Source organism: Paenibacillus sp. Y916, assembly GCF_056786435.1.
On record NZ_JBXCJA010000002.1, the window covers coordinates 106,344 to 127,905 of the forward strand.

General features: G+C 40.5%; 19 protein-coding genes and 1 pseudogene. 3 read left to right on the plus strand and 17 right to left on the minus strand.

The window, feature by feature from the left end:
- Nucleotides 1–82: 82 nt before the first annotated feature.
- From AC1TO9_RS04590 to AC1TO9_RS04625, 8 genes are all read right to left on the minus strand, one after another.
- Nucleotides 83–562, minus strand: a complete 480-nt coding sequence (locus AC1TO9_RS04590) for a heme-degrading domain-containing protein (protein WP_482058500.1) — start codon at nucleotides 560–562, stop codon at nucleotides 83–85.
- Complete coding sequence (locus AC1TO9_RS04595) at nucleotides 486–1,406, minus strand: GNAT family N-acetyltransferase (protein ID WP_482058501.1); 921 nt, start codon at nucleotides 1,404–1,406, stop codon at nucleotides 486–488. The genes AC1TO9_RS04590 and AC1TO9_RS04595 overlap by 77 nt, the downstream gene beginning before the upstream one ends.
- Nucleotides 1,407–1,758: 352 nt before the next feature.
- Nucleotides 1,759–2,436 (minus strand): ABC transporter ATP-binding protein, encoded by a 678-nt coding sequence (locus AC1TO9_RS04600; protein ID WP_482058502.1) that lies wholly within the window; start codon nucleotides 2,434–2,436, stop codon nucleotides 1,759–1,761.
- Nucleotides 2,433–3,557, minus strand: coding sequence for an ABC transporter permease (locus AC1TO9_RS04605; RefSeq protein ID WP_482058503.1), 1,125 nt, complete (start codon nucleotides 3,555–3,557; stop codon nucleotides 2,433–2,435). The genes AC1TO9_RS04600 and AC1TO9_RS04605 overlap by 4 nt, the downstream gene beginning before the upstream one ends.
- A 69-nt stretch (nucleotides 3,558–3,626) precedes the next feature.
- The gene (locus AC1TO9_RS04610) at nucleotides 3,627–5,003 is read right to left on the minus strand and encodes a sensor histidine kinase (protein WP_482058504.1); all 1,377 of its coding nucleotides are present in this window, start codon (nucleotides 5,001–5,003) and stop codon (nucleotides 3,627–3,629) included.
- Nucleotides 5,000–5,677 carry a response regulator transcription factor gene (locus AC1TO9_RS04615; protein WP_482058819.1) on the minus strand — a complete coding sequence of 226 codons (678 nt, stop codon included), beginning with the start codon at nucleotides 5,675–5,677 and terminating at the stop codon, nucleotides 5,000–5,002. The genes AC1TO9_RS04610 and AC1TO9_RS04615 overlap by 4 nt, the downstream gene beginning before the upstream one ends.
- A gap of 17 nt (nucleotides 5,678–5,694) precedes the next feature.
- Nucleotides 5,695–6,444 carry a M15 family metallopeptidase gene (locus tag AC1TO9_RS04620; RefSeq protein ID WP_482053651.1) on the minus strand — a complete coding sequence of 250 codons (750 nt, stop codon included), beginning with the start codon at nucleotides 6,442–6,444 and terminating at the stop codon, nucleotides 5,695–5,697.
- Nucleotides 6,445–6,647: 203 nt separating this feature from the next.
- Nucleotides 6,648–9,938 carry an endonuclease gene (locus tag AC1TO9_RS04625; protein ID WP_482058820.1) on the minus strand — a complete coding sequence of 1,097 codons (3,291 nt, stop codon included), beginning with the start codon at nucleotides 9,936–9,938 and terminating at the stop codon, nucleotides 6,648–6,650.
- A 230-nt stretch (nucleotides 9,939–10,168) separates the two neighbouring features.
- Here AC1TO9_RS04625 and AC1TO9_RS04630 point away from each other — a divergent pair, with 230 nt between their 5' ends.
- Entirely contained in the window at nucleotides 10,169–10,384 is a 216-nt protein-coding gene (locus AC1TO9_RS04630; RefSeq protein ID WP_482053652.1) for a hypothetical protein, read from the plus strand.
- A 99-nt stretch (nucleotides 10,385–10,483) separates the two neighbouring features.
- On the opposite strand, the gene fsa is transcribed toward AC1TO9_RS04630, so the two are convergent.
- The 3 genes from fsa to AC1TO9_RS04645 all read right to left on the minus strand — a co-directional run bounded on the left by fsa (nucleotide 10,484) and on the right by AC1TO9_RS04645 (nucleotide 15,185).
- Nucleotides 10,484–11,152, minus strand: coding sequence for a fructose-6-phosphate aldolase (fsa, locus tag AC1TO9_RS04635; RefSeq protein ID WP_482053653.1), 669 nt, complete (start codon nucleotides 11,150–11,152; stop codon nucleotides 10,484–10,486).
- Nucleotides 11,153–11,179: 27 nt separating this feature from the next.
- Nucleotides 11,180–12,613 (minus strand): DHA2 family efflux MFS transporter permease subunit, encoded by a 1,434-nt coding sequence (locus AC1TO9_RS04640; protein WP_482058821.1) that lies wholly within the window; start codon nucleotides 12,611–12,613, stop codon nucleotides 11,180–11,182.
- Nucleotides 12,614–13,031: 418 nt separating this feature from the next.
- Nucleotides 13,032–15,185 carry an alpha-galactosidase gene (locus AC1TO9_RS04645; RefSeq protein ID WP_482058505.1) on the minus strand — a complete coding sequence of 718 codons (2,154 nt, stop codon included), beginning with the start codon at nucleotides 15,183–15,185 and terminating at the stop codon, nucleotides 13,032–13,034.
- Nucleotides 15,186–15,364: 179 nt separating this feature from the next.
- On the opposite strand from AC1TO9_RS04645, the gene AC1TO9_RS04650 reads away from it, so the two are divergent.
- Nucleotides 15,365–16,183, plus strand: coding sequence for an AraC family transcriptional regulator (locus tag AC1TO9_RS04650; RefSeq protein ID WP_482053655.1), 819 nt, complete (start codon nucleotides 15,365–15,367; stop codon nucleotides 16,181–16,183).
- Here the strand turns inward: AC1TO9_RS04650 and AC1TO9_RS04655 are convergent.
- From AC1TO9_RS04655 to AC1TO9_RS04670, 4 genes and pseudogenes are all read right to left on the minus strand, one after another.
- Nucleotides 16,151–16,261: pseudogene (locus AC1TO9_RS04655) on the minus strand (aldo/keto reductase); the annotation flags it as partial. The gene AC1TO9_RS04650 and the pseudogene AC1TO9_RS04655 overlap by 33 nt on opposite strands.
- A 6-nt stretch (nucleotides 16,262–16,267) precedes the next feature.
- Nucleotides 16,268–17,008, minus strand: a complete 741-nt coding sequence (locus tag AC1TO9_RS04660) for a metallophosphoesterase family protein (protein ID WP_482053656.1) — start codon at nucleotides 17,006–17,008, stop codon at nucleotides 16,268–16,270.
- Nucleotides 17,009–17,044: 36 nt separating this feature from the next.
- Entirely contained in the window at nucleotides 17,045–17,779 is a 735-nt protein-coding gene (locus AC1TO9_RS04665; protein WP_482053657.1) for a DUF2785 domain-containing protein, read from the minus strand.
- A gap of 100 nt (nucleotides 17,780–17,879) precedes the next feature.
- A complete protein-coding gene (locus tag AC1TO9_RS04670) occupies nucleotides 17,880–18,722 on the minus strand; it encodes an aldo/keto reductase (RefSeq protein ID WP_482053658.1) in 843 nt (280 codons plus the stop codon).
- Nucleotides 18,723–18,936: 214 nt separating this feature from the next.
- Here AC1TO9_RS04670 and AC1TO9_RS04675 point away from each other — a divergent pair, with 214 nt between their 5' ends.
- Nucleotides 18,937–19,773, plus strand: a complete 837-nt coding sequence (locus tag AC1TO9_RS04675) for a sulfurtransferase (RefSeq protein WP_482058506.1) — start codon at nucleotides 18,937–18,939, stop codon at nucleotides 19,771–19,773.
- Between the two features lie 111 nt (nucleotides 19,774–19,884).
- Here the strand turns inward: AC1TO9_RS04675 and AC1TO9_RS04680 are convergent, their stop codons facing one another.
- Nucleotides 19,885–20,772, minus strand: coding sequence for an alpha/beta fold hydrolase (locus tag AC1TO9_RS04680; RefSeq protein WP_482058507.1), 888 nt, complete (start codon nucleotides 20,770–20,772; stop codon nucleotides 19,885–19,887).
- A 33-nt stretch (nucleotides 20,773–20,805) separates the two neighbouring features.
- On the minus strand, nucleotides 20,806–21,465 hold the full coding sequence (locus tag AC1TO9_RS04685; RefSeq protein WP_482058508.1) for a TetR/AcrR family transcriptional regulator: 660 nt from the start codon (nucleotides 21,463–21,465) through the stop codon (nucleotides 20,806–20,808).
- Nucleotides 21,466–21,562: the final 97 nt, after the last annotated feature.

The following is a 21,562-nucleotide window of genomic DNA, read 5'->3' on the forward strand; positions in this document are numbered from 1 at the left end:
TTTGTGATCATTGAACATAACGATAGGAAAAGATCACCATGCTTACCTAGCGTAACATGCTAACGTGGTTTCATTCAATTCTTTACTCTCCAATCTGAGACAAGTGACGACGTAATGCAGAGATCAAGAGATCATGATCTTCTTGGTCTGGTAATCCAGAGACGGTAATCGTACCCACCTGACCTTCTCCTATGACTAATAGCGGAAAACCTCCCCCAGCCCCGACATAATCAGCAAAAGGTAACTCATCACGTTTCTCTAACGTGGTACCCTCGTTCTGTAGTTGAAGAGCAACATGCCATGAACTGGAGCCGAAATGGTTCACCACGTTATTCTTCCTCCTTATCCAATCCTCATTCTCAGCAACCGTTCCTTCCATTGCGTGCAAGAACAAGCGTTGTCCCGCCCGTGTAATATCAACGGTTATACGCTTCCCTGTTTGCCTCGCTTCTTCCACGATCATAAGTCCTAATTGTAATGCCGTATCATTCGTAAATGTCGTGAATTGGAGTTCCTGTTCTTCTTTCTCCATCTGCGCTATACGCTGTTGAATAGTTATCATATTTATTAGTCATCTCCTTGTAAATAGTATTATTGTAAGGTACCCAGATTGCTCTTGTCCATGCCATTTGCAACCCGACGCGTTCCATATTATGTTGACTAGTACTCCCGAAGCTTGCTTGTGCCACAACGAGGTCACAGTTCCCTTGATTAGCTACGTACATCCGTTTATGTAATAGCGCTGTGTGTAATCCTTGTTGTCTATATTGAGGAACCGTTGTTGCCAAAGTCAAGGAAGCCGTCTCATTATTCAGGTGCATGACCGCTACGGCTGCTGGTATGTCATTCAAATAGGCCATATACATTTTCCATCCCGGTCTATTCAACAAACCTATATTATTATTCACAAAATAAGGTTTGTCAGCAATAGACATGCCTGAGCCAATACAATGTATCTCAGCATACTGATCGAATTCCTGTTCATTAACAACCTCAATGATCCTAATATCCGAAGGAAGAGTGGGCAAATCACTACTGGGCAACCCATAAAGAACGGAATGAAATCCCCTTTGATATAAACCAAGCTCCGCACATTTATGTAATAACTGCGGACTGCAGTGAAGTGGATCCACTTCTAGTTGAAAGTTCCTCCCTCTGACACGATAGAATTCAATGATTTCTTCCAAGTAGTCGATATCCACTGCTGTTATTCCTTTAACTGCATTAAATAATCCCCACGGCATTGTCCTAATATAGGATACTGTGGCCTGACCAAATCTCTTGATTTCAACGCCTTCCGGATTACCCTCTCGTTCGCCAATAGATTTAATTCTAGATGTAAAGAAATCGATCTCAGATTGTTGTAATCTTGAGGATAATCCTTCGTTAATTATGGGAAGTTTCATCTTAACCACTCCTTCCTTACACCCCTTTACTATTACCTATGTTCTACTTCAGATAAACGCCTTACATCGCTCTTTTGTGGAAGGGTTCATCAAGTGAAGAAGTATACGTTTCTGATGCCAGTGATACATTGTATCGCTAGCAGGTATGAGCTGCATCACCATTAATCACCTTCCGCCTCCACCATTCACTATTAGGTGCAAAAAGTACACTTAGATTTGGTCAATCCCCTTTAACAATAACTTTAGTTGCATCGGCGATTATGAAATTGATTCATGTGAAACTTATACTTTCTTATATTTCAAAAAAAGCCTCAACATTTGAGGCTTTCTTCTCCTAACTATAAACCATACTTTATTTCTCCACAAGAATTCCATCTTGCAAAAAGAGTACACGATCGCACCATTCTAGCATTCGCTCATCATGCGTAACCATAACAGCCGCTTTGCCATCTCTCTTTACTTCTTCCGCCAACATTTGGACGACTTCCTTACCTCGATTGAAATCAAGGCTTGCCGTAGGCTCATCTGCGAAGATAATGGCCGGATTGTTCATCCATGCTCGTGCAATCGCTACACGTTGCTTCTCACCACCAGATAGCTTCTCAGGATAATGACTTCTACGTTCCCATATGCCTAGCCGTTTCAGTAAATAGGATGAACGCTTCTTTGCCTCACTTGAGCCTAGTTTCGCAATTTTACCCACGTATAGTAACTGTTCCTCCACCTTCATGTAAGGAATGAGCTGCGCATTTTGAAACATAAACCCTATTTTATCCAATCTGAACTGTGTGAGTTGCGCTTTATCTTTCGATGCAAGAGATTCCCCATCAATGACTATTTCTCCACTAGTCGGACTCAAAAGAGCTCCTGCTGTTGACAGAAATGTACTTTTGCCAGAACCGGATGGTCCTAGAACAGCAACGAATTCTCCTTCATTCACTTGAAGATTTAAATTATTTAATACGGACAGCGTTGAATCTCCGTCACCATAGGTTTTCGTTACTTGTGTCATTACTAATTTTTCCGTCATGCTCCAACCCTCCCAATCGCTTCTAAAGCATCAACTTTAGCTACCTTCAATACTGAAATAAGTGATCCTATCAACGACATTCCTACAAATAAACAACTGGTCAGAACCATCGTAGGCATACTTAATCGGAAGGGCATAGATTCGGGTAGAACCATCTTCATTCCGCTTATCAGAATAAGACTGATGCCAAGACTTACAACAGATAACATTAACACCTGTCCAAGAACACTCCGTGCTAGGTAAGTCGTCTTCGTTCCCATTGCCTTGAGGATTCCGAACTGACTCGTCTTTTGAATCGTAATCACATAAAAGAAGACAGCTAGTACGACTGCAGCAATCGCGAATAAGAAAACAATCATCATCATTAGCGATCCTTGTTCCTCTGCATAACCAGGAATGCTCGCAATCGCTTCTTTTTGCGTAATGACATCTGCGTCTACAAGTTTATCTTGTAAACTACTCGCTTGATCTGCTGTTGCATGAAGGGCAATCACGTTGAATAGTTGAGCTTCCACATCCACAGCGTCACCTGCTGACCCAGCACCTAAGTTCATCTCATTCCATTCCTGCTGATTCACATAGATGACGGGAGTGTGGCTGTACGAGTTATCTTCAACAAATCCCGCTACGCTCCACGTCATCCCTGTCTGTTGATCGCGAATTTCACTTCCGATCTTTATTCCAGACTCTCCGAGCTTCCGATCTACAATGACTTGACCTTTCGTATCATTGGTAATCGCTTCTCCTTGAACAATCGAAGGCGCTATTGGGCCTGCCATATCGACTGCGAAGAATGTTATATCAGCCTTCATATCAAGGTCTATCGCCGTAATCGTACTCATCTGAATACTCAATGGCGTTGCATTATCATTTCCTACAACGGAACGAACATCTTGCAAATGTGATTCATCCAGCTGGGAACGTCTAAATTTATGTTCAGCATCATCCTGAACGACATAGTAATTCGTCGGCATATTTTCAATCGCTGATATGTTCGCATATGCCAATCCCTTTGCTAGGCCTGTTACGAACAGGACCAAAAAAGAGACCAATAACATAATAACGACAATCAGTGCGTATCTAGCTTTCGAATGTCGTAACTCTCTTAGTGCTAAAAACATGGTATCACTCCTTCTAATCTGTATAGACTCAGTTTAGAAGATGAATATGAACGGAGAATGAATAACAAATTACAAGTAAGGAAGAGTGACCGTGAATGTCGTTCCTTGCCCTATTCTACTTGAGACCTCAATCGTTCCTTTATGTGAATGAATAATCTTCTGGACAATCGAAAGCCCTAGACCCGTACTATGCGTTTCCCGAGTCCGTGCACGATCCACTTTATAGAACCTATCAAATATCATTGGGAGTTCCTCGGCAGCAATTCCTTCACCTGTATCAGATACACTGATGATGCAATAGTCACCTTCCACTTTTACAGAAATAGTCACCGTTCCACCTTCAGCTGTATATTTAATAGCATTTGATATTAGATTCATCCACACTTGATATAGCATGTTCGCATCACCATGAATAATCATATCCGGTAAGGTTAAACGAAGTGCCAATTGTTTATCCGTCAGCTTCCACTCCATCATTTGAATGACTTGCCGAAGTTGTGAGCGAAGATTAATCGATTTCATTTGTAGCGCATGATCGTCATAATCTAACGTTGATAAAGTAAGTAATTGTATACTGAGCATGGACAGACGCTGGCTTTCCTCTTCTATGATGGAAAGATAATGATTACGTTGCTCATCAGAGAGCGAAGTTTCCTTAAGCGTATGTGCAAACCCCTGTATTGAGGTCAGCGGGGATTCAATTTCATGAGATACATTGGCGACAAATTCCTGTCTCGAGCGATTCGTCCGCTCTAATTCTTGACTCATCGTCATGAAGTGTGTCGCTAATTGACCGATTTCGTCCCGACGCCACGTATTCAGTTTAATATCAAACTGACCTTTTACAATACTTTTGGTGGCTATCGTAAGTCGCGATATAGGTCTAACAATATGAAGTGACGTAATGAAGACAAACCCCAAGCATAACAACAGCGTAACCCCAATGAAAACACCAATGAAGATACGAAATTCACCAAATTGAATCTGTGCATCTGGGCGAAGAAACAAGGCATAATGTTGATCATTTATTTCAAGAGGCACACCGATACTATTACGTAATTCATTATCAAAAAAACCGGTAACAAACAGCTCACTCGGAAATTCAGCAACGCCATGATAAACTTCACCGTTCAGAACCCATTGCAAATCTTCCTCTTTTAAATCCATTTTTTTGAAGGATCTGCCATACAGCTTCTCTTCCCCCTCATCATCTCTCAAATATACTTTGTATCCTAATGAAGCTACGCTCTCTAGATAATCATCAAGCGTCTCTGGATGAGATTCATTAAATTGTTGTATTTGAAGAGCCATTTCTGTTAACTTCGCATCATTTAAAGACTTGAGTTTAATTTGATAATACATATTCGTTGCCAGAAATCCGAGAACACTACTCACGATAATAACCGAACAAAAAATGAGACACATTCGTACATACAATGACTTCATGAGGTGATAACCTCCAACTTATAACCTATTCCTCGAACTGTTCGAATCATAAAGTCATTCTGATAATCCAGAAATCTCTCGCGTAGTCGCTTAATATGAACATCTACGGTCCGTTCGTCTCCTTCATAATCCGTCCCCCACACAAGCTCAATCAATTCACTACGAGAGAATAAGCGTCCCGGATATTGAGCTAATTGTGCTAGTAACTCGAATTCTTTCACTGGTAACAGTAATGTGTCTTCTCCAAATGTAATTTCATAATTTTTTCGGTCAATCATCAGTCGATTCAAACGAATCATGTCTTGTGAAGCTACTGAATACCGACGAAATAACGCAGTAATCCGAAAAAGTAACTCTTCTGGTTCAAACGGTTTCGTCACATAATCATCTGTACCTTTTAAATAACCTTGTTCCTTGTCACTCAACTGTTGGAGCGCTGTCAGTAATATAATCGGGATATCATAGGTTTCACGTATGTACTCACACAGTTCTAGACCATCCACATACGGCATCATGACATCTACGATCGCCAGATCTACCGTTGTTTCCTTCATCTTCTCTATCGCTTCTCTACCATCGCTTACTTCTATCACTTGATATCCTTCTCGTGTCAGAACATGTCTCAATAACGTGCGAATATTCGGATCATCATCTGCGACTAATAGCTTTCTCATCATTTCACTCTCCTGTATCATTCCACATCGAAATCGAAATATTGTTTCGGAAAAGGCTCATTAATCAATGTATAATGCCACCATTCCTTACTATAAGCCTTAAAGCCATATTTGATCATCGTGTTCTTAAGTAAATTTCGGTTAGCTGTCTGCTGCTTGTTTATAAGCTTCGTACCATGCATCGATATATCTCCGAAGAAATCATAGGTACTTCCCATATCCACTACTTTGCCCGTTGACTTGTGCACTAACGTTAAATCTACAGTGCTACCTCTCGTATGCCCTGATTTCGTAGAGATGAAGCCAAGCTTAAATAAATTACGCTTATCCAGTAGCGGATAATATTGTTTCTTCATCTTTATATCCTTGGAATCCTGTGACCATCTCACGAAATGATTGACCGCTTTCTGTGGTCGATAAGTATCAAGAATGAGAAGTTCATAACCCTTCTTACCAAGCTCATCGCTCACTTTCTTTAAAGCTGTTGCCCCTTTAAGCGACATAATAGCATGGGGTGCTTTGTAGCCATCTATTCGCTCACCTATAAAATTATTATTACTATAATACCTTAGGTCATATCGTGCAGTAGGAATCATTTCATCTAAATAGACGAAGCCTTTCGATAAAGCGTTCTTCTTCACGATCTTGTTCTGTTCAACTGTGTGCGACTGAGCGCTTATTAGCTGTTCCAAACTTGAGGAAGTTATGAATAAGGTTACTACCACAGCCCCTGCTAAGATCTTCAACCCCCGACGAAATAGTCTCATAACATGCGGACCTCCTATAGATTATGCCCGTTTCTCCCCAATTCGGGATCGATGATTAATGTATAGATCATTTATCTCCGTCATTACGATACCTTTCTATTATAACTAGAAATGGTTACAGAGTTAAACCAGTCTGCACGTTTAGACACCAATAAAGCCCCAGTAGTCATGAATCATGACCACCGAGGCTTATTAGTTTAATCTTATTTCATAACATGAATAGTGATAACTTCACTCGAAGTTATTCCCGAAGCATTAATGAGTTCGCTACGGTATTCATATTTACCTGGTGCTCTACTGGATAATTCCGTCATAGCATACTGGGCAGTAGGTGTATTCTCCAGAAGATTCTTCGTATCCACTAATAGATCATTCTCGTACAGTCTATACTCCGAACCGTTCGTTCCCCACCACAAATTCATAGTCAGTTTGTAATTTCCATCTCCATCCCAATTATCATGCGACAATACAGCTTTATCGGGAGAAGCATTGGATACAGTCACGTTCAGTTGGTTACTTGTGGAAGTTCCGTTCTCATTAATCAATTCAGCAGTATATGTGTATATCCCGTTGGTTTTACCTGTGATATCCGTCTTTACAGTTTGTGCGCCTGGCGAAGCATCGCTTAGAATTTGTGTGTTGATCAGAACCCCATTCTCATATAATTTGAATTCAGTTCCATTGTTTCCCCACCATAAATTCATAGTTACAGTGTAACTTCCCCCCTTAAGTCCTGTAAGATGTCCGCTATTATCGGATATAAAAGGCTTACCAGGGACACCAGTTGCTAATGACTGATTTACTGTAAAATGAATGCTGTCCTCCGCTTGATTGCCAGCTAAATCAAGAACGATGTATTGTATTGTATGCACGCCAGCACCGAGATCTTCCGATTTCACTAATTCACCGCTATTGATCTCTTTGCCATCTAATAGAAGCTTTTGCGTTGATATGCCAGATAATGAATCCGTACTATGGAGATCAAATTTCAACACTTCACCTAACTTCACATTTGAAACAGCTTGACCTGATTGAGTCACATTTACTGAAGGAACTGTTTTGTCTATATTCACTTGGATGGATCGTCCAGGCTCAGTCATGCCAGTAGATGATGAGGAATAATATTGAATGGTATGAATACCTTCGGTTTGAATGATACGTGGTGCTGTGTAAATGACTTCTTCCTCATCATTCATGCTATATTTCGTTGAAATGATTTCATCCACATTCCCTGATGCTACAAATGTAAGTGTTACATCATTATTATACCAATCATTCACATTCGGTGATGGGGATGTGGAAGCTGTTGTGACAGGGATAACCGGTTCAGCAGAACTTGCAAAATCACCAATACCTCTTGGCTTTAATTGGTATACACCTTTGAATATTGCCGATACACCTTGTACATCAATAACTTGTCCCTCTTGATAGGGGAAATCCGCTAAGTTCATACCTGTGCGTGTGTCCACTCTTACATGGGTACTTACAGACCCTTTGACTGCATCGAATTCAAAAGATCCTGTTGGAGCTGCCGTGGTAATATTACGAATGGTCACGTCTTGAAGTTCGACAAGTTGCCCTTGGTTCGCGTCATTCACGTTCGACACTAGTGCGGGAATTGGAAGAGTAGCTGTCCCTTTCCTTTCAATTGAAATGGGATCAATAAGTTCGAGTTCCGTGTTAAATACGGTGAGAGGTGCTGTTATTCTCACCATATCGCCTTGATGAAATCCGCTTATACTTTGATACACATAGATGCCTGCTGTTTCATCCTGAATATAGAATGCCTGGCCTCCAAATGCTCCTGGTTCAGTTGTGATAACACCTTCAATTGACACCACTGTGCCTATTTCTTTGCTACGGGCTTCCGCTACCGTAATTTGATCGGGAACCGGATTCCCTTCTTCTGGTAATGGCTCTGCCGGAACATTCGCAATTTGAACTGCTGATGTGATTAGATTGTTTCCATTTTGTCTAAGTCTAAGATTAGCAGATCCCGATGTTCCAGGTTTTAATTGGACCGTTAAATCTTTATAAGCTTTGCCCATGCTATTGGAGGTCAAGCTAAATGTCGTACTATAACCATACGAAGTAGGCCAAGTGCCATCCTCATTCTGAACCTTAGCTACTTGCGTTCCACCCGTCAAATATATACCTGCACCGAATCCAGTAACTGTCGAATTCGCAGGCAAATGATCAGCTACGACTCGAATTTGGAAATTCTGTGCATTAGGAAGTGCTGCTTGATGTACAAAGCTGTACGTCGCATTTGCGCTAGCTGTTTGTCCACCATACGAACCTGCCTTGAAAGTAGAACGATCCCACCATTTATAACCCGCTGCTGGTGCAGACCAAGGTTCCGCTTGAGGTTCTGTTGATGTTTCTGGGGTTTCTATTGGAAGTAAGACCGTCGCCTGATCAAGTTGAAGATTACTCACTTGTTCAAGGCTGGTGTAGCTTTCTTTCTCAGACAACCAATTTATCATATTAACTAGTAATATCCCGTCATCTTGTTCTTTAAAACCATCATAGGTCGTTTTCTTCGTGCCTGTTTCTTCACGTAAATATTTAGGGGTAGCATCCTCAACAGGAGAAGAATCCCCAATAAATGCTGCTTTTCCAGCACCAACTTTGGATATAGCCACATAAGGGCCTTCAGCAATACCACCGCCATTATACACGCCTTGATCTACAGCATTATTCCAAGCTTCATTTGTGTTTGGGAGATACACGATTCCCTTAGCCTTCGTTGGATCTATGATTGCAAGTGTCGATCCTGCGTGCATAGCAACTGTCGATACACCTTCTGTAATTCCAAATGCTTGGTCAGGTGTAACGATGTGATTCGCAGTAATATTACCCAAGGCATTATATCGAAAACGAACACCGAAATTCGATCCTAGCCAGTCAGTATTAACCACATCTTGCATAGCTTCGGAATTCCGCTCTTCTGTGCTCATTCCCTGTGCAGGATCTGTCCAAGCGCCACGACGATAACCGTTCATCGACTCTGATCCGTCCCAACGGTTCTTGTTACGGTCTGCGTTATAGTGATCTCCAATGAAGAATATACTTTTCCCGTTGTTTACATATTGCTCCATTGCTGCTTGTTCGCTTTGCTTGAATGGAATATTCGCTTCAGCAATAACAAATACATCATAGTCTTTTAAGTCGTTGTAGGTAATCGGAGTGGTCTTACGAAGTTCTTTTACATCATAACCCTCGTTTGCTAGTGCATTCCCGAAATCCGAGAAGGCTCCATCAATAACCCAGTCTGCTGCTCCAGCTGTTTGACCATGTGTGTTATCGAATAGAATCTTCTTACCCGCATTTTCATTAACTACTTTGGCTTGGATGTAAGGTGCTGGATCTGTTGGTCCTTCTGCCAATACGGTTGAAATCTCCTGGCCCATTCCAACATGAAGCGATAATACCAACGATAATGCAATGGTCGACTTCATAAATCTAGCCTTGAATCCGGCAAACTTTCTCATCATATCCCTCCAAATGTAATAGACTAGTACAACGACTTCAGTCTAGCATTCGTTTATTACTAATGATGATGACATTTGTTAAATACAGGTAATCTCTTCCGTTTTTTATGAAGAGTAATTTCTAATTCGTTCAGCAGCACCTATTTGGAGAGACAAACTACAGAAATACTGGAATATGTCTATTACATTTGTGATAGAATAATTATAATCTAATTCGGGGTGGTGTTCAGTTGCCTTACTCATTTCTGTATATTCTTATAGCCGTTGTTGCTTTAATTGGTGGTGTTGGTACTTTCATGGTAGGTTATTCTAAGGCAAACCAACAAGCAAGCTCTGAATATTCTCAAAAAACAAAAAGAAATATAACAAGCCTTTCCCTCTTTTACGTTATTGTAACGATCGCTTCCATTGTAGCTTTTCTGTTGTACTTATATCTGAAGGATTAACAACGCCATGTAAACAGATGTACATGACAAATCACACAACAAAGAACCTGACGAATCAATGATCGTCAGGTTCTTTGTTGTGCTAACTCAAGTATCTTCTTAGTTCTTTGGAGTATTCACCCAGTCTGCTGCAAATTTCTCCATCCCTTGATCTGTAAGAGGATGTTTCGTTAGTTGTTCAATAACACTATATGGAACAGTCGCGATATGAGCACCCGCCATAGCTACACGAGTTACGTGATCCGGGTGACGTACAGATGCAGCAATGATTTGTGCTTCCAAATTGTGAATACGGAACAATTCAGCAATCTTAGCTACCAATAAAACGCCGTCTTCAGATATATCATCCAAGCGCCCCAAGAAAGGAGATACATAAGTAGCACCCGCACGAGCTGCTAGAAGAGCTTGATTCACAGTAAATACTAGGGTCACGTTCGTTTTAACACCTTTTTTTGTTAGGTAACGACAAGTTTCAAGACCGGCAATATTCATTGGAACTTTGATCGTAATGTTCTTGTCTCCACCATTGATCTTAATCAATTCATTGGCTTCAGCAATCATCTCTTCAGCAGTTAGAGCGTTAGGTGTTACTTCTGCTGATACAGATTCAACGTCAGGTACTAATTTCAAGATTTCTTCAATACGATCTTCAAACTTTACGCCTTCTTTGGCTACTAGAGATGGATTAGTTGTAACTCCAGATAAAACACCGATTTTATGTGCTTTTTTTATATCCTCTACATTTGCTGTATCGATAAAGAACTTCATGAACATTGACCTCCTAGTATTGTTTAATTACTTCTGAATCATAACACGTTTGATAAAGAAAGAAACAATTAGACCTATAATAGCGACAATCATAGCGAAGATGAACGCACCTTGCACCCCTTGGGTGAATGCTGGTAGCATATTTAATGGATCATCAGGATTACTTACGCTACTCATATAACTTTTCTGACCTGCGGCCATAATACTAACAGCAAGAGCTGTACCGATTGCACCAGCTACCTGTTGCAATGTATTCATAATTGCCGTGCCATCAGGATAGAGTTCTCGAGGAAGTTGATTGATTCCGTTCGTCTGAGATGGCATCATAATCATAGAAACTCCTATCATTAGTGCGCTATGCAACACAACGACAAAAGCGATCGTTGAGGTTGCTGAGATGCTTGAGAAGAACCACAATGTAACACTTACGATGGCTAGACCAGGAATCACCAGCCACTTTGGACCATATTTATCGAATAACCGTCCCATGATGGGTGACATAATCCCGTTGATAATTCCCCCAGGTAGAAGGATTAGACCTGCTTTGAACGCAGAGTACCCTAGACCCGATATCAAATACATCGGAAGAATCAACATGGAAGACAAAATAATCATCATACAAAGAAAAATCATTAATACCCCTATAGAGAACATAGGGAATCTAAATGCACGTAGGTTAATCATCGGCTGCTTCATCTTCATTTGACGAATACCAAATAACAGAAGCGCAAGTACTCCCACAGCGATCGTAATAATCACCTTCGGACTAGCCCACCCCGCACTTTCGCCTGCACTACTGAAGCCGAAGACAATGCCACCGAAACCAACAGATGACAAAAGAATCGATAATACATCAATTTTAGGTTTCGTAATCTTCGTTACATTTTGCATAAATACAATTCCAAAGATAAGCGCAAATATAAGAACTGGCAAAGCCAACCAAAAGATCCAGTGCCAGCTTAAATTCTCAATTAAAAGTCCTGCAATGGTCGGGCCGATCGCTGGCGCAACCATAATAACGAGACCAATCATCCCCATGGCCGCGCCACGCTTCTCAACCGGAATAATAATCAGTATGGTATTGAACATTAGTGGCAATAACAATCCAGTCCCAATCGCTTGTACAACTCTTGCCATAAGCAAGATCTCAAATGATGGAGCTAACGCTGCTATTAATGTACCAATAATAGAGAAACAAAGTGATGTAATGAACAGTTGTCTTGTTGTAAACCATTGAAGTAATAGACCTGATACTGGAACAAGTATACCTAGCGTTAGCAGGTAACCTGTCGTTAACCATTGTGCCGTTGATGGCGTAATACTAAGTATTTGCATTAAGTCACTCAAAGCGACGTTTAATGCGGTCTCACTGAACATCCCAATGAATCCACTAACTAATAATGCGATTAATATAGGTAGTGCTCTAATTGGTTTTTTGTCTGTCTTTGTTGTTCCTTGCATAGTTGCTTCCAAACTTCCCATCCTCCTAATAATCTTGCTCTATATCTATTGTTTTGGTTCGAAAAACTTATATTACCCCAACTTTAACCGTCTTAATAAAATCTGATACGTACTTCGATGATGTTACAAGCGGTTTCCACAATCGTTTCGCGTGAATTCGACTTCCCTGACATCTCCTCCCCCCTTTCTCATTTATAACAAATGGTCTAGATAATATAAGCATAGAAGTAGAACTAGAGTCAATCCTTTATTAATTCAAATTTTATATAATAAATCAAATTTTGCACCTAGAAGTCAACCTGACTCCTAGAACCAGTAACAATACATTTATTTAACATGTCCATGACACTACATCAAACAACCCACCTTAGCCTCAAGGTGGGTTGTTTCTTTCTTTACTTACTTACTTAGATTGCGACTATTTCTTCGCTTTCAAATGAAAACATACACTTTCGAAATCTCCTTGTAAAGAGGGGATTGGCAAACCGCTATGCATCAGTCTGTCACCGCCATAGGCTATTTCATCTTCTCCAATAGTGTAATCCAGATTAGGTTGTAATCCCTTCAAATTCAATTTGCGCAGTGGAGCATTCGGTTCAGCAAGAACCTGGAAGTAAAAGACCAACGCCTCTTGCTTATCCTCCGACACGAACATCCAAGAGGTTACATTGCCTTCAAAAGGACTCTTCAAGCGAAATAAATCCCCTTGTTGCACTAATGAACGGATTTCCTTGTATCGAGCTACTTGATCTTTAGCAATCACCTTCTCATCTTCTGAGAACGTCGTTAAGTCCATCTCATAACCGAAATTACCGGACATCGCTACATCTCCACGTGTAACTAGTGATACGACCCGATGCATTTGGTGGTTAGGAACATCAGAAATATGAGCCCCCATCGTACTTGCGGGGTAAACCATACTTGTGCCGTATTGTATTTTCAATCGTTCAATCGCATCCGTGTTATCGCTAGTCCAAGTCTGTGGCATGTAATGAAGCATTCCTGGATCGAAGCGACCACCACCACTTGAGCAACTCTCAAACAAAATATGAGGGAATTGTTGCGTTAACTTCTCAAGTAATCCATACAGTCCTAGCATATAACGATGTGCCGTTTCTTTCTGTCTATTCGCAGCATTCGTAGCTGAACCCACTTCCGTCATGTTGCGATTCATATCCCATTTCACGTAGGAGATCGGTACCGTTGAGAATATCCCGCTCAATGATTCGTATAAATACTCGCAGACTTCAGATCTAGATAAATCCAAAATTAACTGTGTGCGTACTTCTGTCCGTCGTCTTCCTTCTACATGAATGCACCAATCAGGATGCTTACGATACAGATCACTGTCTGGAGATACCATCTCTGGTTCGAACCACAATCCGAATTGAAGCCCTTTATCGTTCACTCTTTTGGCCAAATCAGATAGACCTTGAGGAAGCTTATTCCGATTTTCCACCCAATCGCCCAAAGATGTTGTATCATCGTTTCTTCTTCCAAACCAACCATCATCTAGAACGAACAATTCTATACCAAGTTCTGCCCCAGATGCAGCAATGGATTCAATCTTCTCTGCGTTGAAATCGAAATAAGTAGCCTCCCAGTTGTTTACAAGAATAGGTCTTTCTTGATCACGATGAATCCCCCTACATAGACGCGTCCGATATAATCGATGATATGTACGCGACATCCCACCTAATCCTTCTGAGGAGTAGACCATGATAACCTCAGGAGTCTGGAAAGACTGTCCAGCTTCAAGCAACCATTCGAAATCGAAAGGATTCATACCCATCGATACCCGAGTCGTGAATAATTGATCCACTTCTGCCTCTGCCACGAAATTACCACTGTATACTAAGCTGAATCCGAATACTTCACCTTGATCTTCATCCGCATTAGGACGAGCTAGAGCCATGAATGGGTTAAATTGGGCGCTACTCGCTCCTCTCCTACTCTCAATGGTTGTCACTCCTATATCAAGAACTCTTCTCTTCACATGTGCCTCTCGCGCCCAACCGCCAGATAAGTAGATCATTTCATAGTCATAATCATTGAAATCGACACTAGCACTTAGCGCTCGCTCCAGTGCGACAGATTTAGAACTACCATTAATAAATGTAACCGAGCGGCTCATAGCATTATGCTCTTCGAACACAGTATAATTTAAATACACCGTCAGTCCAGAATATGAATCTAGCATCTCAATCCGTAGCGTCTGTGATTCCTTATCTGACTCGACATACGTTGCAGGGAGTCCTTCCAGCTTCGGTTTTCCTTCTGTAATGGTATGAGATTGATATACGAGTTCTGTAATCCGACTGCCATCTTCAAGACGTACTTGATAGGCGGGGTTTCTGAAATCCCCTGTTCCATACTGCGGATATTCCTGCGGTAACCGATCTATTGAAGCGGAGCTTGGATAATGATGTAATTGATCTAGATTGCCTTCATTCCGTAACTTCTTCCCCCAATATACATGGAGTGGAAATCCGTTCTTCACTTGAATAATGTAACTCATATCTTTCGATTGAAGATGAAATATTTGCTCGTCTGCTTGATATGTAATAGTCATATAGGTACTCCCTTTCTTCTCGTTCATATTAGATATAGAAATTCAGTAACATTGGCTTTATCATAACCTTAGCAACCTTCATCGTAAATGGAACAACACTACATTAATATGGCATAAAGCTAGATTCTTATGTTACTATAGAATGTAATCTTTCAATCGGACAAGGGAGGGGTTATACCGTGATAGAATTTCTCGCTCGAAATTTGCAACATACCGATTTGCATCTCAATCAATATGGCATAGAACAATGCACATCGGGGCATTATCATGGGCCAGCAGTTCGGGATCATTACCTAATTCACTATTTACTTGAGGGTTCAGGAACCTTCATCGTGGGAGATCACACGTATACACTACATAAAGGGGAAGGGTTTCTCATCTGCCCTGGAATCGTTACTTATTATGAGGCAGATCGGGATAATCCTTGGATGTACGGCTGGGTTGGATTTCATGGATTGCAAGCTGAATCCTATTTGGCGCAAGCGGGACTAACTGCGGAACATCCTACATTTCGCTATGATCGAGATCATAAATTGATTGAATACATAGAGTCTATGACCGTTACCACAGAGATGAATACTGCCAAAGTGATGAAATTAACGGGGATACTGTATATGATTCTTGCTCTCTTAGTCGAATGTGCACCAGACGAATCTCACATGATGAGTAAAGAAAATGGAAAAGAAGTCTATGTCAGGAAAGTCATTGATTTCATCGAAATGAATTACTCTAGAAAATTTACGATTGCACAAATTGCTTCTTTTGTGGGGCTCGATCGAAGCTATCTCTGCTCTATTTTTAAAGAGTATATTCATTCAAGCATTCAGGAGTATTTAATACATTATCGTATGAATAAAGCTTGTGAGCTCATGAGGAATAAGCAACTATCTATAGGCGATGTATCTCGCTCTGTTGGGTACGACGATCCATTACTCTTCTCCAAAATGTTCAAAAAAGTGAAAGGATCATCGCCCAAAGAGTATCGAAACGGAATGTGAACCCACTCTTAGATTCTCATTCAGTCCATCGATCTGCTGCATATCTTCTGCTGATAGTTCGAAGTTAAATACGTCTGCAGGTGGTTACTTCAATACATCGGACATCCCTCTGTACACTCCTGTTCTGAGCTCTCTCTTATATTCATCAAGATGGGGCATATCCGTCTCCATCGCTTGTCGAATGGCTAGTTCAATATCATAAGGCACTCTAATAAACTGAATATTAAATGGAGCTATTGCTGTACTATGCATTTCGCCTTCCATGATGACATAAGATGCTTGCGTCATATCGAGCGGGTTCCCTACACTTCCGACATTTATTAATGTTTTCCCATTAAGATGCTGCATATAGGCATTGTGAATATCTCCGTAGGCTACGACATCTGCTATCTTCTCTTGCATGCAACGATCAGAACTCTCGAATAATGATTCCCTTAGTTCTTGATCGTCCCAAGGTTGGACTCGTTCATATAGGCTTCTAGGGGAGGCATGGAATAATCTTATGAATTTCCCGCTCATCACAAACTCAATAGAGAATGGAAGTTGATTTAAATATTGAAGGCGTTCTTCTCCCAGTATAGCTTGATGCCAATGTACAACGTCTAATTCACTTTCCTTTGAAATAAAATCATCCCAATTACCACTGACGACTTGTTCGCAATGGGTTCTGACTGTATCGACAACAAGGTTCGAACTGGGCCCTTTACCAATCAAATCGCCTAGACAATATATGCTTGTGATATTACGTTGCGCAATGTCTTTCAATACAGCTTCTAAAGCTGGCATATTGCCGTGTATATCAGAAATGATTGCAATTTGCTTCACGATGCCATCTCCATTCTTAGTTTCATATGTTACTTTTCATCCTTTTTCCGCCTCTAGATTCTGAAGTGTTGCTATAACGCTACCTATAAAAGGTGACCTTTGTTGATCTAATAACCTGAAATACAAACTTCTTAACAAACACTTAATATTCATATTTCGAATATTATCTTCTGATTGCTTTCCTATCTGTTGCGCTTCACTGAAACTATGAATCCAAGCGTTAATATCATGAACTTCAAGTAGTTCTCGATTGAAAATGCTTATGATAGCAGTAACCATCCGTTCATCTTCTTCATTAAAATATAAATTGTTACTTACAAGAGTTTTTGATTTCATTGCATTTAAAAGTTCAATCAGGTCTACCTTTTCCATAAAAGGAGAATGCGCCATATCTTCAATTGCATCCGATACATGGGCTACAGCATGTGCCCAACCTTTGCCTTCTATATAGCCTCTAACATCTTGCTCAAGATAAGTGTATTTTATCAGACTATTCTTTATCAACATGACATCGTTTCTCAATAAAAAGGATTGTCTTCTGTCTACCCCCATAATTAGTGGAATGATGAGAACTGAGAATGATCGTGTAAACACGGAATCTGTATCTTTCTCCCCAATCCTATAAAATAGGTGTTGTTCATCCAGACTAATATGTAAAAGTTCACTTAATTGTTCTTCGGTAAAAAAGCTATGATTTATCCAATGAGCAAACGTTGAATATATAAGGTTATCGCGTAATTCAGGATCAATATCTCCAATATAATTCATCATTTCTAATCTATGAATAGAGCATTCCTGAACATACGTAAGTGTACAATAAAGGATGACCGTTCTCACTTGATAACAGTCATCCTTTATTATGTTAGCTTGATTAGAAATTAAAGTTGTCTGGATCCGAACCTACTCTTAGATTCTCATTCAGTCCATCGATCTGCTGCATATCTTCTGAAGAAAGTTCAAAATCAAATATATCTGCGTTCTCAATAATACGATGCTCCGTAGTAGATTTAGGTATCGTAACAAAACCATTCTGTAGATCCCAACGCAAGATAACTTGAGCAACCGATTTTCCATGTTGATCCGCTATCCCTTGTAATGTGGAGTTATTCAATAGTTTACCTTGCATCAGTGGAGACCATGCTTCCAATTGAATACCGTGTTCCTTACAGAATGCACGTAATTCGAGTTGAGCTAGACGAGGATGATACTCAACTTGATTGATCATCGGCTTCATTTGAGCATCTTGCATGAGATCATTCAGATGATGCACTTGGAAGTTGCTTACTCCAATGGCACGTACACGTCCATCATTATATAATTTTTCTAATGCTCTCCAGGTGTCTTTGTATTTCCCTTTCACTGGCCAATGCACAAGATATAGATCTAATTTTTCTAATCCTAATTTTGACATCGTCACTTCAAAAGCAGCTAATGTGGATTCATATCCTTGTTCAGAATTCCATACTTTAGACGTAATAAATAGATCATCTCGTGATAGTCCCGTTTCCTCCAAGGCTTCACGTATCGCTTGACCTACACCCTCTTCGTTATTGTATGCAGCCGCTGTATCAATACTACGATAGCCATGCTTAATCGCTATTTTAACTGCTTGAATGACTTCATCACCTTCTTGTGCTTTAAACACACCTAGACCGAACCATGGCATCTTTACTCCATTGGAAAGTGTCGTTGTCGCTTGTAAGTTAGTAATCATAAGATTTAACCTCCTAAAATTATTATAGCTATACTCCAGTTAAGGCTTCGTCAAAACTACTTCGAAAGCATCAACTAGTATTTAGACTCCTATTTATATTACACTTAAATGAGTGAACATGCTCAATGTCTGCTAAGATTGACCATATTAACGTGTTCAAAAAGTGGCTTTTTGAACCATCTCTAACAATAACATTATAAGGTGGTGTACAATATTGACTTCTATCATTTCGAAACAGTGGTTACTTGCACGCTTGTATGAACCAGATCTTGTCATTGTTGATTGCCGATTTGTCATGGGTTATCCTAAAGCAGGACGTATGGCATATGAGGAAGAACATATTCCTGGAGCAGTATACTTCGATCTAGATATAGATCTCGCAAGTCAAGTATCAGATCATGGGGGTAGACATCCCCTACCGGATATGGAGGGATTCAGAAGAACTCTTGAACGTGTAGGAATTAATAACGATACACGTATTGTAGTCTACGACGATCAAGGGGGTGCCATGGCATCTCGTCTCTGGTGGCTCCTTCAATACATCGGACATTCCTCTACTTATATTATGAATGAAGGATTCACGAATTGGAAACAGTCTAGTTATCCTCTTAGTGATAAGCAACCTATTCGAATACCTCAATCCTTCACCCCACATATTCAACATGATATGGTTGTAACTATGGAATATGTCAGGAAGGCAACGCTTGAGCCATCCACTCTCTTGATCGATTCCAGAGAACCTAACCGCTACTTAGGACTAGAAGAACCTATTGATATTGTCGCAGGTCACATCCCAAGTGCGATCAATCTATTCTGGAAGGAACTTCTTAATGATAACGGTCAATGGAAATCAACTATCGAGCTACACGAACATTTCAAAGATATTCCTAAAGATCAAGATATCATTGTATACTGTGGATCGGGTGTTACAGCTTGCCCCAATATCCTCGCACTTTCAGAAGCTGGATATACAAGAGTGAAGCTATATGCGGGCAGCTGGAGTGATTGGATTTCGTACGCGGACAATCCGATTGTTGTGGGGTACAAGTAGGAGCAAAGAAACCCCCTGAGACGAGCGTTGTGAGTACATCGCCACTTGAAGTAAAAGTACCGGGCGATGTATTCGGCGCGGATCTATCAACAAGAGTTCAACTTATATAGATCATGGCTTACGCCCCAAAAAATCAAGCATTAATGTGTTCACTATTTCCGGTTTTTCTAATGGAAGCCCATGCCCCGTATGGGGAATAACGGTGGCTTCAATACCGTGTATAACCTTTCTAGCTCGATTAACAGCTTGCTCAACATCATACTGGATGTCCTGATCACCAATAAGCAGTAATACAGGAACGGTGATTTGCTCCAATTCATCATCCTTTATGTAAGAAACGAATAACTTTGTTCGCGGAAGCGCATTTTGCATGGCGACTATGAACTGATCCTTGATAGTCTGATTAATGACGTTTCCCTTACCAGTCATATAGTCCATAAGTTTGTTAATCCTTGTTGTTGTCGGCATCATTCCCGCAAGCAAACTTCGGATAAAGAAACCTTTACTTTGCGGCTGCAGGCTTGCACCAGGGCCAATGGCAATTATCTTTCGAATGCGTGAGGATAAGCGGGTAGCAAGAACCAAAGCAATGAATCCACCATAAGAATGCCCACAGACATGTGCCTTATCTACATTAAGTCCATCCAGCATCTCAGTGAACCAAGTTGCACAATCCGCTTTGTTTTTGATAGGGCGGAACGAACTGCTCTTGTTAATATCACCCGGAAAATCAATCGCGTATACCCGGTATTGTCCGCTTAGCGCATTAATATTGTCCAACCATACCGTTGAACTGAATCCAAAGCCATGTAGTAGTACTAATGGTTCGGCATCTTCAGGGCCCGCAACAAGTACATGTATGAGACCAAAGGAGGTGGGTATATATACAGACTCAATGGATACCTTCCATAATCGGAGTGTATCATCATAAGCTTTCATGACAAGATCAGGGTTTCCACCCTTCCTATAAACCGAAATCACACGTTCTTCCCCATTCATCCAGTGATCCTCTCCTTTTATCGTTGTTTCTCATTACTTGACTCGAACCATACTTAGAAAAAAATGAATATGAGCCAGCATCATTTGCTCGACATCTGTCGTCCCCTGTCCATCCAACCTTCTTAAAACATATATGTTGGCCATTTGGAGCAGAGGATGTTGATAACTAACTGAAAGCATCCTAGGATCGTGCGGTTGAATTTGCTTCAATGCAATATATTTTTCAAATACTATCGCCATACAATCACAAATGCCATTAACAATATCGTTCAAGTATATCGCTCTGGCTTCCTTGTCCCTAACTTGTTCCAAATAGATAATTCGCCATATCTTCTCCATCTTTGGATTTTGAATATGCTCTAAGAAGTTCTGAAAACCTTGTGTCAAAAACACATCTATATTCATAGATGATACAATGGCATCCAGACTATCCAGTGGTGGTATGATTTTAGCTATGTCCATTCGAAAATTGTAATAAATCGTTTCTAATATCACTGCCTTACTTTTAAAATGATTGTACAAAGAACTTTCCTTTATGCCGACCTCCTTAGTAATATCTCTAATCGAGACAGCGTTATAGCCACTTTGAGAGAAGAGATTTATGGCAACATGGAGAATAGAATTTTTATTGTGATTATGGATCACAACTCCGCTGGTATCTAGAAATGACCCTATTTCATGAATGGTTTCCATATCGTAATATCCCCTTTCATAAAATTAATGTTTGTTCAATTACTTTGTATTATAACTAACGAGTGTTCGTTAGTAAAGATTAATTTTATTTGTCCTC

Coding starts and splice junctions, on each gene's coding strand:
- AC1TO9_RS04645 (WP_482058505.1), bottom strand. CDS start 15,185: ATGACTATTACATATCAAGCAGACGAGCAAATATTTCATCTTCAATCG.
- AC1TO9_RS04625 (WP_482058820.1), bottom strand. CDS start 9,938: ATGAGAAAGTTTGCCGGATTCAAGGCTAGATTTATGAAGTCGACCATT.
- AC1TO9_RS04600 (WP_482058502.1), bottom strand. CDS start 2,436: ATGACGGAAAAATTAGTAATGACACAAGTAACGAAAACCTATGGTGAC.
- AC1TO9_RS04615 (WP_482058819.1), bottom strand. CDS start 5,677: ATGAGAAAGCTATTAGTCGCAGATGATGATCCGAATATTCGCACGTTA.
- AC1TO9_RS04595 (WP_482058501.1), bottom strand. CDS start 1,406: ATGAAACTTCCCATAATTAACGAAGGATTATCCTCAAGATTACAACAA.
- AC1TO9_RS04605 (WP_482058503.1), bottom strand. CDS start 3,557: ATGTTTTTAGCACTAAGAGAGTTACGACATTCGAAAGCTAGATACGCA.
- AC1TO9_RS04665 (WP_482053657.1), bottom strand. CDS start 17,779: ATGATGAATTATATTGGAGATATTGATCCTGAATTACGCGATAACCTT.
- AC1TO9_RS04640 (WP_482058821.1), bottom strand. CDS start 12,613: ATGCAAGGAACAACAAAGACAGACAAAAAACCAATTAGAGCACTACCT.
- AC1TO9_RS04620 (WP_482053651.1), bottom strand. CDS start 6,444: ATGAGACTATTTCGTCGGGGGTTGAAGATCTTAGCAGGGGCTGTGGTA.
- AC1TO9_RS04670 (WP_482053658.1), bottom strand. CDS start 18,722: ATGATTACTAACTTACAAGCGACAACGACACTTTCCAATGGAGTAAAG.
- AC1TO9_RS04685 (WP_482058508.1), bottom strand. CDS start 21,465: ATGGAAACCATTCATGAAATAGGGTCATTTCTAGATACCAGCGGAGTT.
- fsa (WP_482053653.1), bottom strand. CDS start 11,152: ATGAAGTTCTTTATCGATACAGCAAATGTAGAGGATATAAAAAAAGCA.
- AC1TO9_RS04680 (WP_482058507.1), bottom strand. CDS start 20,772: ATGAATGGGGAAGAACGTGTGATTTCGGTTTATAGGAAGGGTGGAAAC.
- AC1TO9_RS04610 (WP_482058504.1), bottom strand. CDS start 5,003: ATGAAGTCATTGTATGTACGAATGTGTCTCATTTTTTGTTCGGTTATT.
- AC1TO9_RS04590 (WP_482058500.1), bottom strand. CDS start 562: ATGATAACTATTCAACAGCGTATAGCGCAGATGGAGAAAGAAGAACAG.